This is a genomic window from Halomonas cibimaris (assembly GCF_055379665.1).
The window spans coordinates 1,971,985-1,985,881 of the sequence record NZ_AP043828.1 but is presented as its reverse complement, the minus strand read 5'-3'; the positions used below and the strand labels follow the sequence as shown (position 1 = coordinate 1,985,881).

The 13,897-nt window shown below is 65.2% G+C and carries 15 protein-coding genes; 4 read left to right on the top strand and 11 right to left on the bottom strand.

Annotated features, from left to right (window positions below):
• The first annotated feature begins 115 nt into the window (after positions 1-115).
• On the top strand, positions 116-859 hold the full coding sequence (gene cmoA, locus ACZ415_RS09210) for a carboxy-S-adenosyl-L-methionine synthase CmoA (protein ID WP_344702176.1): 744 nt from the start codon (positions 116-118) through the stop codon (positions 857-859).
• Between the two features lie 15 nt (positions 860-874).
• Positions 875-1,876 (top strand): tRNA 5-methoxyuridine(34)/uridine 5-oxyacetic acid(34) synthase CmoB, encoded by a 1,002-nt coding sequence (gene cmoB, locus ACZ415_RS09205; protein WP_344702301.1) that lies wholly within the window; start codon positions 875-877, stop codon positions 1,874-1,876.
• Here the strand turns inward: cmoB and ACZ415_RS09200 are convergent.
• The 6 genes from ACZ415_RS09200 to ACZ415_RS09175 all read right to left on the bottom strand — a co-directional run bounded on the left by ACZ415_RS09200 (position 1,873) and on the right by ACZ415_RS09175 (position 6,953).
• Positions 1,873-2,988 (bottom strand): App1 family protein, encoded by a 1,116-nt coding sequence (locus ACZ415_RS09200; RefSeq protein ID WP_344702178.1) that lies wholly within the window; start codon positions 2,986-2,988, stop codon positions 1,873-1,875. The genes cmoB and ACZ415_RS09200 overlap by 4 nt on opposite strands.
• Before the next feature lie 4 nt (positions 2,989-2,992).
• Positions 2,993-3,763, bottom strand: a complete 771-nt coding sequence (locus ACZ415_RS09195; RefSeq protein ID WP_464387724.1) for a metallophosphoesterase — start codon at positions 3,761-3,763, stop codon at positions 2,993-2,995.
• A gap of 25 nt (positions 3,764-3,788) precedes the next feature.
• Positions 3,789-4,244, bottom strand: a complete 456-nt coding sequence (locus tag ACZ415_RS09190) for a DUF1249 domain-containing protein (protein ID WP_344702182.1) — start codon at positions 4,242-4,244, stop codon at positions 3,789-3,791.
• Positions 4,245-4,261: 17 nt separating this feature from the next.
• A complete protein-coding gene (locus tag ACZ415_RS09185) occupies positions 4,262-4,933 on the bottom strand; it encodes an NUDIX domain-containing protein (protein ID WP_344702184.1) in 672 nt (223 codons plus the stop codon).
• A 95-nt stretch (positions 4,934-5,028) separates the two neighbouring features.
• Complete coding sequence (locus ACZ415_RS09180) at positions 5,029-5,676, bottom strand: TRAP transporter TatT component family protein (RefSeq protein WP_344702187.1); 648 nt, start codon at positions 5,674-5,676, stop codon at positions 5,029-5,031.
• Between the two features lie 188 nt (positions 5,677-5,864).
• Positions 5,865-6,953, bottom strand: coding sequence for an RNA-guided endonuclease InsQ/TnpB family protein (locus tag ACZ415_RS09175; protein WP_464387723.1), 1,089 nt, complete (start codon positions 6,951-6,953; stop codon positions 5,865-5,867).
• Positions 6,954-7,183: 230 nt separating this feature from the next.
• On the opposite strand from ACZ415_RS09175, the gene greB reads away from it, so the two are divergent.
• Positions 7,184-7,720, top strand: coding sequence for a transcription elongation factor GreB (gene greB / locus ACZ415_RS09170; protein WP_344702192.1), 537 nt, complete (start codon positions 7,184-7,186; stop codon positions 7,718-7,720).
• Positions 7,721-7,799: 79 nt separating this feature from the next.
• Here greB and ACZ415_RS09165 read toward each other — a convergent pair whose 3' ends face one another.
• Positions 7,800-8,807 carry a methyltransferase gene (locus ACZ415_RS09165; protein ID WP_344702195.1) on the bottom strand — a complete coding sequence of 336 codons (1,008 nt, stop codon included), beginning with the start codon at positions 8,805-8,807 and terminating at the stop codon, positions 7,800-7,802.
• A 43-nt stretch (positions 8,808-8,850) separates the two neighbouring features.
• Positions 8,851-9,591, bottom strand: coding sequence for a methyltransferase domain-containing protein (locus tag ACZ415_RS09160; RefSeq protein ID WP_344702303.1), 741 nt, complete (start codon positions 9,589-9,591; stop codon positions 8,851-8,853).
• 240 nt (positions 9,592-9,831) lie between these two features.
• Here ACZ415_RS09160 and ACZ415_RS09155 point away from each other — a divergent pair, with 240 nt between their 5' ends.
• Positions 9,832-10,257, top strand: coding sequence for a DUF488 domain-containing protein (locus ACZ415_RS09155; protein ID WP_344702197.1), 426 nt, complete (start codon positions 9,832-9,834; stop codon positions 10,255-10,257).
• A gap of 26 nt (positions 10,258-10,283) precedes the next feature.
• Here the strand turns inward: ACZ415_RS09155 and ACZ415_RS09150 are convergent, their stop codons facing one another.
• From ACZ415_RS09150 to ACZ415_RS09140, 3 genes are all read right to left on the bottom strand, one after another.
• Positions 10,284-10,667, bottom strand: coding sequence for a thiol-disulfide oxidoreductase DCC family protein (locus ACZ415_RS09150; protein ID WP_344702199.1), 384 nt, complete (start codon positions 10,665-10,667; stop codon positions 10,284-10,286).
• A 145-nt stretch (positions 10,668-10,812) separates the two neighbouring features.
• Entirely contained in the window at positions 10,813-12,630 is a 1,818-nt protein-coding gene (locus ACZ415_RS09145) for a monovalent cation:proton antiporter-2 (CPA2) family protein (protein ID WP_344702201.1), read from the bottom strand.
• A 78-nt stretch (positions 12,631-12,708) separates the two neighbouring features.
• Positions 12,709-13,866 (bottom strand): toxic anion resistance protein, encoded by a 1,158-nt coding sequence (locus ACZ415_RS09140; protein WP_344702203.1) that lies wholly within the window; start codon positions 13,864-13,866, stop codon positions 12,709-12,711.
• Between the last annotated feature and the right edge of the window lie 31 nt (positions 13,867-13,897).

The following is a 13,897-nucleotide window of genomic DNA, read 5'->3' as shown; positions in this document are numbered from 1 at the left end:
CCCTCTCCTTGTGGCACGCGTTTGTGAAACGGCGTCTGTTCGCGTCATGGCGGGGCGCGTAAACTAGGGCGCGACCGTTTATTGTTACAGATCGTTTTACGGACCGGCCTGCCCCATGAGTGATGCATCTTACCGTGACGCCATTTTTTCGACACCCCTTGATCGGGTGGCGCAGTTTTCCTTCGACGAGACCGTTGTGGCGTGCTTTCCCGACATGATCCGCCGCTCGGTGCCGGGCTACGGCCAGGTGCTGGGCATGCTCGGCCTGATCGCCAGCCGCCACCTGCGCCACGGCGCCCGGGTATACGACCTGGGCTGCTCGCTGGGCGCGGGGGGCCTGGCCCTGGCCGGTGCCCTGCCGCCGGACGCCTTTGACTACGTAGGGCTGGATCTCTCCCCGGCCATGGCCGAGCGCGCCCGCCAAACCTTTGCCGCTGAGTGCCCGGCGCACGCCATGCAGGTCGATGTTGCCGATATTCGCGAGGTGGAGTACGCCTCGGCGGGCATGATCATGCTCAACTTCACCTTGCAGTTTCTCCCGCCGGAAGACCGCGACGCGCTGCTGGCGCGGCTGTACCAGGCCCTTGAGCCCGGCGGCGTGCTGGTGCTGTCGGAAAAGACCGTAGACGCCGACGAATACGACAACGCCTGGCGGGTGGAACGCTACCACGACTTCAAGCGCGCCAACGGCTACAGCGACATGGAAATCAGCCAAAAGCGCACCGCGCTGGAAAACGTGCTGGTGCCGGATACGCTGGAGGCCCACCACGCCCGGCTTGCGCGCGTAGGCTTTGCCCGCTCGATGACGTGGTTTCAGTACCTCAACTTCGCCTCAATGATCGCCTTCAAGGAGGGCTGAACGGTGCCCGACACCATGCCGCAAAAAACCCTGCCCGACGACCAGCGCGCACTCTACCAGGCGTTTTTGGACCAGGGGCTAACCGAATGGCTGGCCCGGCTGCCCGAGCAGCTGGCCGCCGGGCTCGACCGCCGCCGCCACGGCGATTTGCCCATGTGGGAAAAAGCCGTGGCCAAGCTGCCCGAGCTGTCCGCCGAGCGCGAGGTCGCGCTGAACGAGGACACCGTGCGCGTGGCGCTTGACCTTGACGACAGCCGCCGCCGCCAGTGCGAGAACCTGCTGAAAAAGCTCGCGCCCTGGCGCAAGGGGCCGTTTTCGCTGGGCGGCATCGAGATTGATACCGAGTGGCGCTCGGACTGGAAATGGCAGCGCGTGGCCCCGCATCTGGCGCCGCTTGCCGGGCGAAAAGTGCTCGACGTGGGCGGCGGCAGCGGCTATCACGCCTGGCGCATGGCCGGCGCCGGCGCGGCGTTTGCGCTGGTGATTGACCCCTCGCCGCGGTTTTACTGGCAGTTTCAGGCGGTGCGCCACTTTGTCGGCGATGCCGACGGCGGGCGCACGCACTTTCTGCCCGTGGGCATCGAAGACGTGCCGGAAAACCTCGGGTTTTTCGACACGGTGTTTTCCATGGGCGTGCTCTACCACCGCCCTTCGCCGCTTGCGCACATTCAGCAGCTGAAAGAGGCGCTAGCGCCCGGCGGCGAGCTGGTGCTGGAAACCCTGGTGGTCGAAGGCGACGAGCAGACCGTGATGCTGCCCGGCAGCCGCTACGCGGCCATGCCCAACGTCTATTTTCTGCCTTCCTCCGCTGCGCTGTGCCACTGGCTTGAACGCTGCGGCTTCACCGGCGTGCGGGTGGTGGACGAGGCCCCCACCACGCTTGACGAGCAGCGCTCAACCGAATGGATGACCTACCAGTCGCTTGCCGACTTTCTCGATCCGCAAGACCGCACCCGCACCGTTGAGGGCTATCCGGCCCCGCGCCGGGCGGTGGTGATCGCCAACCGGCCGCACTAGGCGTCGGGGTGGGCACGAACGTCGTCTCTGACGGCGCGGCGGCCGTGGGCCGAAATAAACCCGCGGTGATGGGCATGGCGCGCCATTTTCAGGCTATCCGCGGCGAGTATCAACTCGCAGTCGCTGCCGACAAGCTCTTCGCGTAGCCGGTTAATAGCGGTTTCGCGCTCGGGGCTGCTGTCTACCCGACGAATATAAATCGCCGCGATGCGCCCGGGGTAGGCCTTGACAATCTGGGTATAGACTTCCGGGTCGTGCTGGCCGCTGTCGCCGATCAGCACGCAGGGCACCCCGTCAAACAAAGCCAGCATACGCTCGATCAAATCACGCTTGTGATCGGTTGCCCGGCGCGGCCAGGGGTGACGCCAGGAAAGCCCCCATTCGCGCAGAAACAAAATCGGCCCTACGGGAATGCGGTTGAGCTGGAAAAACGCTTCGAGCATTTCATAAATCGCCCAGGGTCCGCGAGACACGTAAAGAATCGGCCGTTCCAGCCTGCCGCTTGCGCCGCAATGCAGCGCCTGATACAGCGCCGCGACGCCGGGAAACGCCGTGCGCCGCTCGGCCTTTTTCATAAACAGGCGATAGAGCATCTTGAGCTTTTCGGCCACGCCGGTGAACATGACCGTGTCGTCGATATCGCTGATCACCAGCAGGTCTGTGTCCTGTGAGGGCACATAGACCTCAGCACGGGTGCGCACCGTGCCTTCGGCGACGGTTTTCACCGCGATGTCGGCCCGGTGCCAGGAGAGCGCCACCGGCAGCGGCGACGCCAGTGATATGCGTGCGCTGAAATAGCCGTCGCGGTCGGTGACAACCCGGCGGACGTTGTCACCCAGACGCACTTCCACCTCCACGCGCACCACGCCTCGGCGCAGCATGCGCCGGGCCACATCGGCCACGTCGCGCAGCGCGCCGCGCCGGGGTATCATCCGCGCCGGCGCCGGCTGACGATAGACGCGCCCCATGACAAACGCTTCTTGCCGCGAGCCGTAGCCGCGATACGGATGCACGACCGTTCCCCCACGGCCGCTGTCCCGACGCATGGGCGACGCGGCCAGATGAACCAGCCGCTTGAAAAAATGCGCAACGCGCCGCAGAGCGTGCCTCATGCCCTCACACTCCCGGGACAGGACGCGCGGCTTTTTCCTGCAATGCCCCGCTGTATGCATCGCAAACGCGCACCACCCGGGTGCTCAGATGGCCGCCGTCAAGCGCAAGTACGCGATAGCCCGGGCTTGCATCAGGGTCCACGGCAAAGTGCGTAGCGCCGGGCAAGAACTGATCCGCCGCCGCCGGGCAGCCGTAAACGTCCACCGTGCGACCGGCATTTTGCCGTTGGCCGGCAAACGTCTGGTGAGCATGGCCGAACAGCACCGTGCGCACCTGGGGGTAGCCGGCCAGCGTGCGCCAAAAAGCGTCGCAGTCCGCCAGGCCGATGGCGTCCATCCACGCAGCCCCCACCGCCACCGGCGGGTGGTGCATGGCGATCAGCGTAGGGCGGCGGTCTTTGTCAAGCTGTGTGGCCATGGCGGCAAGCTTTCGCACCCCGAGTCGGCCGTAGGGCGCGCCGGGCACCTGGGTATCCAGCAGCAGCATGCGCCAGCCGCCAAGGTCCACCGCCGCCGGCGGCGCGCGCTCGGCGGCCATGCGTTCCAGCCGGTCGTGGTTGCCGGGCAGCCAGTGCCAGGGGCACGCCAGCGTATCCAGCAGCCGTGCGGCGGCGGCGTAGGAGGCCGCCGTTTCATCCTGGCTGATGTCGCCGGTTACTACCACAGCGTCGGGCTGCTCGGCGCTCGCCGCGGCCACCACGGCCTGTAGCCGGCTAAAGGGCACGCCGGTGCGCGATCGCGCGGCGGGATCGGCGTGCAGATGCAGATCGGTCATTTGGATTAGCTTCACCGGCAACGCCTCAGGGCACTTCAGCGACAAAGGCGCTGTGCCCGTGGGCCAGGCCATGGGCCAGCCATTCGCCCAGAAAGCGGTTGAGCTGGAGCTTTTCATCGGGCTGGTGCATACGCGTATTGGGATAGCGGTAGCGCCCGCTGAAATGGCGCTCGCGCTGAAAGTCGATCACCTCGGCCATGCGCACGTCATGGTAGAGATGCACGCGCATGCGCGGATGCTTTATCACGCGGTCCAGCGGGCCAGTCTGGCTGATCTCAACCAGGGTGGTGTACGGCGCATTTTGCCGCACGTGCAGGCGCAGCGCGAAGGCGTTTGCAGCGTCAGTGAAGGTATCGCCCAGACCGATCTCACGCCGCTCGCCCTGCTCCATGTCGCCCACCAGGCGCAGCAGCCGCAGGTAGTTGGCGCTGCATTCGCCCTGCAGCGTTTTCAGATCGGTCACATAGGCATTTCGTGCCATGTTCGCTCCTGCTTGGGTTATTGCGCGGCGGTCAGCGCGCCAAAGCGGCGCGCGTGCTCGGGAAGGGCGCGCAACGAGGCGCGCTTGCCGGCCAGCCAGTGCATGCCGATCAGCGCCATGGCGTTATCGAGCCGCCCGGCGGCCATGAGCTCCCAGGCATCGGCAAAGCGTACCACATGCACGCGGATGTCTTCGTTTTCATCCACCGCGCCGTGCACCCCGCCCAGCTGGCTGGCGTCAACCAGCGCGGCCAGCAGCGTCACCCGCTCGTTGCAGGCGCCGGCGCTGGGGTAGTAGTCGTGCAGTTTGATCAGTTCCTGAATCTCGCAGCCGGCCTCTTCCCGGGCTTCGCGCCGCGCCACGTCCTCTGCGCTTTCGCCGTCTTCGGTCAGGCCGGCCACGACTTCGAGCTTCCACGGCGAGGCGTCATCGATGGCCCCCACGCGAAACTGCTCGATAAACACCAGCGAATCCAGCGCTACGTCATACAGTAAAACGCCCACCGCGCCGTGGCGGCAGTGCAGCTCACGGCGCATGGGCGGGCTCCACCCGCCTTCGAAAAGACGATGGCGCAGGGTCAGTGCCTCCACGTGGAAAAAGCCCTGCTGCAGCACCTCGCGCGAGGTGATATCCACATCTTTTTGCGTAAAAGGCGGCGTTAGCAGCGATTCGGCGGAAATAAACGCCATAAGTGCCTCCCGACACGGAACATGTCGGCGTATTATCGGGGCACGTCGCCGGGAATGCCAACCGACTTTCCGCCGCCGGGCGCCGGGGCAAAGCGCTACAGGGTGTCAAGCAAAGAGCGGGCGTCTTCGCGCAGCGCTTCATCGGAATCTTGCCGGGCCGGGCGTGGCGTGCCGTTTACCGCGCGCCGGGCGTGTTCGCGGGCCGCCTGCGTGCGGTCTTCGTCTGCAAGAATCGTGGCGTAATAATAGTTCACGTCAATGCCGTCAGGGCGTATCTCCAGCGCGCGCTGGAACATGCGATCGGCTTTTTCGCTATCGCCAAAGCTGATCAGCCCGCCGGGCACCCGGGCATATAAAATCCCCAAAGTGACATAGGCCGAGCCGTTATTGCCCTTTGGGTCCAGCTTGATGGCGCGCTCCAGCGCCCGGCGCGCCGCCTTGGCATCGCCCAGCGCGCCAAAGCTGCGCCGCTCGCCAGCATAGGCGGCCAGCACCAACCCCTGCCACACCAGCACTTCGGCGTTATCGGGATGTTGCTCGGCCAGCGTATTCATCTCTTCTGCCAGCGCTTTCAGCGTTGCCTCGCGCTCGGCATCGGGCACCTCGGCCAGGGTATATTCCACGCGATTTTTCAGCTCGAAAAAGCCCTCGGGTGCAGTGGCTGAGGCAGCAACGGCAAACATCGTCGCCGCACCGGCCAGCGCCGCTATTACCGCGGCTTTGCGAATACGTATACAAGACATAAGAGGCTCCCGGCATCTTGTGAGGCTGTTAAAAGATCACTGCTGCACGCAATCTGACACTCCCCGCCCGCCGCGCACTGCGCTTTGGGCGAGGGTTCCCGGGTCACCCCGAGAACCTTCCTGCTTCAACACGCCTTCACTAGACCGTGACGATTAGACCACAGCCCCCGATCCAGTCGCTCCACAGGCTACCCCGCCCGTCCGGCGGTTTCGATATTCCTGGCCGCGTTGATATCGCGGTCAATGGCCTGGCCGCAGCCGTCACAGTGCCAGTGGCGCTGCGATAGCGGCAGCTTTTTGATCTTGTGGCCGCAGTGGTGGCACGTCTTGCTGCTGGGCAGCCACCGGCTGACCTGAATGAGCTGTTGGCCCGCCCAGTCGGCCTTGTAGGCCAGCTGGCGCAGGAACTCGCCCCAGCCGGCATCGCTGATGGCTCTGGCCAGTGTCTTGTTCTTGAGCATGCCGACAATGTTCAACGTCTCGACGCAGATCACTTGGTTTTCGTTGACCAGCGTTCGAGTGGCCTTGTGCATGGCGTCGCGGCGGCAGTCCGCGATTTTGGCATGCAGACGCGCCACCTTGCGGCGCATTTTGTGGCGGTTGTTCGAGCCTCGCTGCTTTTTGCTCAATCGGCGTTGCAGGTAGGCCAGTTTGGCGGCATACCGTTTGAGGTAGCGCGGGTTGCCCGACTTCTGCCCCTGGCTGGTGATGAACAGGTCGGTCAGCCCCAGATCAATACCCACGGTGTTAGGAGAGAACGGCAACGGCTCGGGCGTGAATTCGCACAGACAGCTGATGAAGTAGCGGCCTGCACGGTCGCGTGAAATCGTCACGCTGGACGGGGCGCCGGGCAATGGCCGGCTCCAGCGGATCGGTAGCGGTGTTTTCGTTTTGGCGATAGTGATCTCGCCGTCCCGGTAGCGGAAGGCGGCTCGGGTCAGTCGGATGGATTGCCGGCCATTCTTGGCCTTGAAGCGCGGATATCGCGCCTTGAGCGTCGGATTAAAGAAGTTGTCGAAGGCCGCTTTTTGATCGCGCAGGGCTTGTTGCAGAATCACGCTGGACACGTCCTTCAGCCACGGATATTCCGCCTTGAGGGCCACCAGCCGCTTTTCCGCTGCCGAGTGGGTGAGCGTTTCCCCGCGCTGCTGATACGCTTCGGTGCGATAGGCCAGGGTGTTGTTCCAGACAAAACGCGCGCAGCCAAACGATTGCGCCAGCAAGGCGGCTTGTTCGGGCGTCGGATAAAACCGTTCCTTGTAGGCACGTTTCGTCATTTTGTATAAATATCAGGTGGTGATGGAACCTTCAACCCCGGCACCGCGTTGCGGTGCGCGCTTTTATCACCGCCCGATGGGGCGATGCTTTACGCGCTGATGAGTAACGGACGCTTGAATATCCTGCCAGCATCAACTTCGCGCCTTGGCACCGCGATTGCGAACCCCTTAAAGTGGCGTTTGGCGTAGAGTAGCGCCCGGCTACCCCCGCGCAGATAAAGAGAGCTTCCATGAAAGGCAGAAACATGACGCGCTGGCGCGATCCGGCCAAGGACCCGCGCCAGCAGCCCAAGAGCAATCTGATCACCGCTGAGGGCGCCCAGCGCCTGCGCGGCATTCTCGACCACCTCGCCCGGGTGAAACGCCCGGCGCTTTCCGCCAAGGTAGGTGAAGCCGCCGCCCAGGGCGACCGCTCGGAAAACGCCGACTACACCTACAATAAAAAAGAGCTCGGGCGCGTGCTGGGGCGCATTCGCTACCTGACCAAGCGCCTTGACGAGCTGCAGGTGGTGGATCGCCTGCCGGCAGATACCGGCAAGGTATTTTTCGGCGCCTTTGTCGAGCTTGAAGACGACAACGGCGAGACGCTTTCGCTGCGCATTGTCGGCCACGACGAAACCGACACGCGCAAGCGCTGGATCAGCGTGGATGCGCCGCTGGCCCAGGCCCTTTTGGGCAAGGCCGTGGATGACGACGTCACCGTAGCGGCCCCCGGCGGCCAGCAGGAATACATTGTCACCGCCGTTCACTACGCGCCGATCACGTAGCGGCGCTTATCAGCGCAAAGCGGCAAAGCCAAGCGTGTGAGCCAGCGGAGTGCGGCGTGCCGGCGCCCGGCCTGCTTCTTTACTGCACCCAGGCGCGATACACCCGAAATCGGCGGTTGTCCGCAAGCACGTCAAACTCGCCAAAGGCGTGACCGAGCGTGGCGGCGTAGGGCAAAAAGGCGTTAGCAACCAGCGCCAGCTGCCCGCCCCGGCCAAGCCGGGCGGGCGCTTCGCGGATCAGCCTGCCGGCCGGGCCGTAGTCAATATCACGCTCCTGGTGAAACGGCGGGTTGCTCACGATCAGATCAAAGCGCGCGTCCGGCTCTAGCCCTGAGTACACATCGCTTGCCAGTACCCGGCCTTCAAGCCCGTTTGCCGCCAGCGTGCGGCGGGTGGCTTCCACGGCAAAGTGATTGACGTCTACCGCCGTCACCTGATGGCCGCGCCGGGCAAGCCAGGCGCTGATGATGCCGTCACCGCAGCCCAGGTCCAGCACCTTCAGCGGCGTTTTCCCCAGCGTGCCGGCCAGCGTTTCCAGCAGCAGCGCGGTGCCTTCATCCACCTTGCCGTGGCCAAACACGCCGGGGTGGCTGGCAAGCGTTAGCTCGCCGGCGGTGAAGCGCTCCCAGGCGGCGTCTGCTGCCGGCTCGGCGGGCCTGCGTGTCTTGCTGACAAACACCGAGCAGCGCCGGGCGCTGTCGCGCTTGTCGCACGCCATGGCCCGCTCAGCAAGCATGTGAGCGGCCCGGCGCACGCCGCCGCCGTGCTCGCCTACTACGGCCAACGGCGTGCCGTGGGGCAGGCTCTGGTTGAGCCAGTCCAGCCACCAGCCGGCCAGCTTCAGCGCCTTGGGCCAGAACAGTACCGCCGCCGGCATCGCCGGCGCCTGCCCAAGCGGCGAGGCAACAGGCTGACCGGCACCGCGCCAGCGCTCAAGCACCGCCTCGTCGGCGCTAACACCGCCTGCGGCGGCGTGCCAAAGCCAGGGGTCGTCCGGCGGCGATATCGCCCAGAAGCCGGCAAAGTCATCATCATGGCAAAACGCATCGCGGTTGAGCAGCTGGCAGCTCGGCGTCTGGGCACTCATGGGCAATCTCTTGTGGTGTGGGTAGCGGTTCCAGGGAGGTGCGCTAGGGCTTGCGCAGGGTATACAGCAAATAGCGGCCCAGCCGCCAGTGGGGTTCCACGCGGCAATAGGCGCGCTCCAGGGCCCAAAGCGTCGCCCGGTCGGCGTCATCGGCTACGGGATCACGCAGATAGTCCTGAAAAATACGGATACCGGCGGTGGCTTCGATCTCCAGCCCGGCGGCGGCGGCAAAACGTTCAACGTCGGCATGGGTCAAAGGCGATACCGGCGTCAGGCGCTTGCCCCGCCCCCAGCCTTCCAGCCGATCGTCCAGCGCCTTTTGCCGGTTGCCCTTGATCACGTTGGCAAAGCGCAGGGCGTCACGGTTAAACACCATCAGGCTTAGCCGGCCGCCCGGCGCCAGCAGCCGGCCGAGAACGGCAAGGGCAGCGCCGGGATTGCCCAGCCACTCCAGCACCGCATGGCACACCATCAGCGGCCAGGGGCCGGGCGCGCGGGCTTCCAGCGCCTGCAGCGGCGCTTGCAAGTAGTCAATACGCTCGGCAAAGGGGGCATCGGCAAACGCGCGGCGGGCGTACGCCAGCATATCGGCAGACGGCTCGGCAAGGGTTACCGCATGGCCGCGCCGGGCAAGCCAGGCCGCCTGCTGGCCCAGGCCGCCGCCCACGTCCAGCGCCGGCTGGCCGTCCAGGGGGAGCATCTCGGGCATAAGCGTTTCGAGCAGAGCCAGGCGCAGCGCACCGCGCGGGGCGCTGTACAGCGAGCGTGCGAACTTGTCGGCCATGCCGTCAAAGTAACGATCGCCCTCGGGCGTCAGCTCAGCGGCTTTTTCTGGGGCGTAATGGGTGGATGTCACGCGTTCAGGGCTCGCATCAAAAACAAAGGCGGTAGCGCACCAGACTATGGCCTCGGCGCGCCACCATCAAGGCAAAGCACCGCTGGGGCGCGCTAAACGCCCGGTCCGGGGTTTGCTAGACTGTGCCGCAAATCGGCAACGGCCTGTAAGAAACAAGGAGAAGGCACAGTGAGCTACTCGATTGCGCTAAAGCGCGTATATGCCCCCATCGAGGCGGAAGACGGCGCCCGGGTGCTGGTGGATCGCCTTTGGCCCCGGGGCAAGGCCCGCGAGGCGCTCGCACTCAGCGCCTGGCACCCGGAAACGGCGCCTTCAAACGCGCTGCGGCGCCAGTACCGTCGCAACCAGCGCAGTCACGCAGCCTTTGCTACCCGCTATCGCCTGGAGCTTGCCGAAAGCGACACCCTGCTGCTGTCACTGATGCGCTTTGCCCGGGCCGGGCGCTTGACGCTTTTGACCGCTACCCGGCGCATTGAGGATTCGCACCTGCCGGCCCTGCGCGAAAGCCTGCTGCAGGCGCTGGAAAACGAAGACGCGCGCGACCGCGAGCCGCCGGCCTCCCCGCCCTGCTACGCCGATGAGCTGAATCGGTAAGGCCGCCGCCGGCACAGCCCTTGCGCTCAGGAAGGCAGGCGCCCTTCCCGCGCCAGCCGCCGGCGCACCCAGCGTTTGTACAGCGCGGTCAGCACGGGCTTGACGCCCGGCAGCGCCATGATGAACGCGGCCGGGCGCAGGCGCGGAACACGCTTCATCAGCAGCACGTAGGCGTCAATGCCGGCGTAAAGACGCCCCTGGTCGTCTTCCAGGTGCAGCGACATCAGCGCCACGTCGGGGTCCACACCGATATCGCGCAGGCGCTCGCCGTACTCGTTGAGATCGCACCAGCGCACCGAGTCGCCGGCTTCGCCGGCCCAGCGCTCGTAGCGGGCTCGATCACGCCGGCAGATCGGGCAGGCGCCGTCGTAGTACACGTAAAGCGGTGATAACGCCTTGCTCTGGCTCATGGCTCCTCCTTGCGATGTTCAGCTCGCCGCCGGCGCGGCGGCCGTTGCCCCCACCATAAGCCGACACGCCGGCAATGCAAAACGCCGGCCCCACGCGGGCTGTACCCTGGCGGGCCGGCTGATCGCCGCCCGGCCAGACAGCGGCTCAGCTGCGCGGCGCCGGCGCCTCAAGGGTGCCCGGCGTCAAACTTTCCGCATCGGCCTGAAAAAGCTCCTGCAGCTCGCGGTTGGCCTGCGCGTGGCTTTGCGGCTGCTGCTGCTCTTCGCGCGAGGCTTCCATCTGCCGGGCCAGGGTATACTCGTCGTGTTGCCGAAAGGTCTCAATGGTGTGCCGGGCAATGTCATCTTCAACGCCAAGCTCCAGCAAAACCCGCCGCGTCATTTCCAGGCTCGACAGCAGCAGCTCGCGAATCACCCCGGAGACCCCCAGCCGCATCAGCTGCTGGGCATGGTAGCGGTCCCGCGCTCGGGCCAATAGCCTGGCCCGGGGGAAGCGCCGCCTAATCAGGCTCGCCACGCGGATGGACATATCCACCTCGCCTACCGCAAGCACCAGCAGGTGCGCGCGCCCGGCACCGGCCGCCTCCAGAAGATCCAGTCGCGAGGCGTCGCCGAAATACACCTCATGGCCGTAGCGGCGGACAAAATCCACGCGCTCCGGATCGCTGTCCAACACCGTAAAGGGGATCTGCAAGTTCTGCAGCACCCGGCCGACCACCTGGCCGAAGCGGCTGAATCCGATGATCAGCACACGCGGCCGGTGGTGCTCCGGGCGGTCGTAGTCGCGCGCCGGCTTCTTTTTATGCGCCAGCAGCCCAGAGCGCAGCGCCAGCGCGTTGATCAGCGGCGCCAGCGCAATGGAAAGCGATACGATCAAAATCAGCGTATCGACCAGCGCGGCATCCATAACGCCGGCGGCCAGCGCGGTGGAAAACAGCACAAAGCCAAATTCGCCGCCGTGCCCCATTAAAATGCCCAGCCGCAGGCCCACACGCCAGGGCCGGCGAAATAGCCGCGTGGCCAGCAGCAGCATGAAAAACTTGACCACAAACAGCCCGAGCACCAGCAGCAAAATGCGCAAGGGCTCTGCCAGCAACAGCTCGACCTGAGCGGTCATCCCCACCGCCATGAAGAAAAGCCCCAGCAAAAGCCCCTTGAACGGCTGAATGTCCGCCTCGATAGCCGGGCGATACTCTGAATCCGCCAGCAGCACGCCGGCCACAAAAGCGCCCAGCGCCATGGATAGCCCGGCCTGCTCCATCAGCAATGCCGCCCCCAGCACGACCATCAGAGCCGCGGCAAGAAACATCTCGCGGCTGCGCATCCTGGCGACCTGGTGGAAAAACGGGCGCAGCAGATAGCGCCCGCCAAAAATCAATACCGCCAGCGCACCGATGCCCAGCCCTACATCCTGAAAAGCGGACGCAGCCCCTCCGTCAAGGGCGCTGTCAGCGCCGAGAAAAGGAATCAGCGCCAGCAGGGGAATCGTGGCCATATCCTGAAACAATAGGATGGAAAAGGCATAGCGGCCCTGGCGGCTTTGCAGCTCGCCGCCCTCGCCGAGAAGCTGCAGCACCAGCGGCGTCGAACTCAGGCCCAGACCAAAGCCCACGATCAGCGCCGCCGTCGGCGCCAGCCCCAGCCACCAGCCCATCAGCGCAATGGCCAGACTGGCGGTCACAAGCTGCAGGCTGCCAAAGGCAAAAACCGCCTGGCGCATCAGCTTCAGCCGTGAGAGCTTAAGCTCCAGCCCGATGATAAACAGCAAAAAAACAATGCCGATCTGGGAAAACCCCAGCACCTGCTCGGGATCAGGCACCAGACCAAGCACCGACGGGCCAATGGCCACGCCTGCCAGCAGGTACCCAAGCACCTCGCCCAGCCCCAGCCATTTGCACAGCGGCACAACCGCCACCGCCGCCACCAGAAACACCAGGGCGGAATACGTCAGTCCAGCATCCACGGGCACCTACTCCCCAATAACGATCGTCCCAATAACGCTCGCCTCAATGACGACCGCGCTCACGATACGATGCGCCGGTTACAAAGGGCCGGGGCGGCGCTTAATCGCCTCCCCGCCCCGGCGAGAGAGCGCGTCCAGACGGCTGACCTGTTCTGCCAGCTGCGGCAGCGCTTCGCGACGATAGCGGGCCACATCGTCAATGGCTACCAGAACGTCGTCAAAGGCCTGTTCGAGCTTTTGCATATCCAGCATCGCCGATCCGGCGCGGGCCTGAATATCCGCGCCCGAACGGCGCAGCGCCCCGGCAGTGCCGGCAATCATGTCGGCAGTGGTGGCGTTGAGCGCCTCAATCTTGTCCAGCACCAGCCGTTGGTTGGCCAGCCCCAGCGCCACGGTTACCGCCACGCTCAGCGCCGAGACGGTGACGTTGATGGCTCTGTCGACCCCGCGCATCAGCTCGCGGTTGTTGCGAATCAGCACTTCCAGCGCCAGCACGCCCTGCTGGCTGACCGATAGCTGCTGGCGAAGATCAACCACGCGCTGGCGCAGCGGGAAAAGCAGCTCTTCTTCGATAAAGCGCCGCTCGGTATCTTCCGCCGGCAGCGCTTCGGCGCTTCTCACCAGGCGCTGATCGATCAGCTGGCCAAGTTCAATCTGCTCCTGGAGCTTTTCCGCGGCGTCTTCCAGCGCCTGCTGATCGTCTGCCAGGGTGAGATTGTCACGGCCCAGCCGATCCTTTCCCGACTCCAGCTCGTGGATGATCGCGTCCAGCGCCTGCTGGGCATTTTCGTACTTGTGAAAATAGCGCGCCAGGCCGGTGCTCATGCCGGGAATAAACGCGAGTACGCGGTCAAGGCCGCGCCGGGAAAGCCGGTGGTGCTGGGGGTCAAGCTCACGCATGCGGCGCTTCAGCCCGGTCAGCGCCTGAACCACCGGCCCGCCTTCTTCGCTCTGTTCGGCAAGGGTGCGCATGGGCGTTTTAAGCAGCTCACTTTGATAGGCGGCCTGGCGCTGGGCGTCGCTTCCCAGCTCGTCTATATAGCGGCGCCGGGTCTGGCGCTCGTCGCTGTGGGCCAGCAGCGCATCGGCAAAGCGCGCGGCCCGGTCCGCCAGCGATTCGTGGCTGGATACAGCGCTTGCAGATGCGCCAGCGGACCGGCGTTTCAGCTCGGCGGCCACGTCTTCTGCCGGCGGCAGATAGAGCGCCTGGCGGCGAGCATCGTGTGGCGTTGGCATGGATCAGGGGTCCTTTTTGTACAAAGGGGCC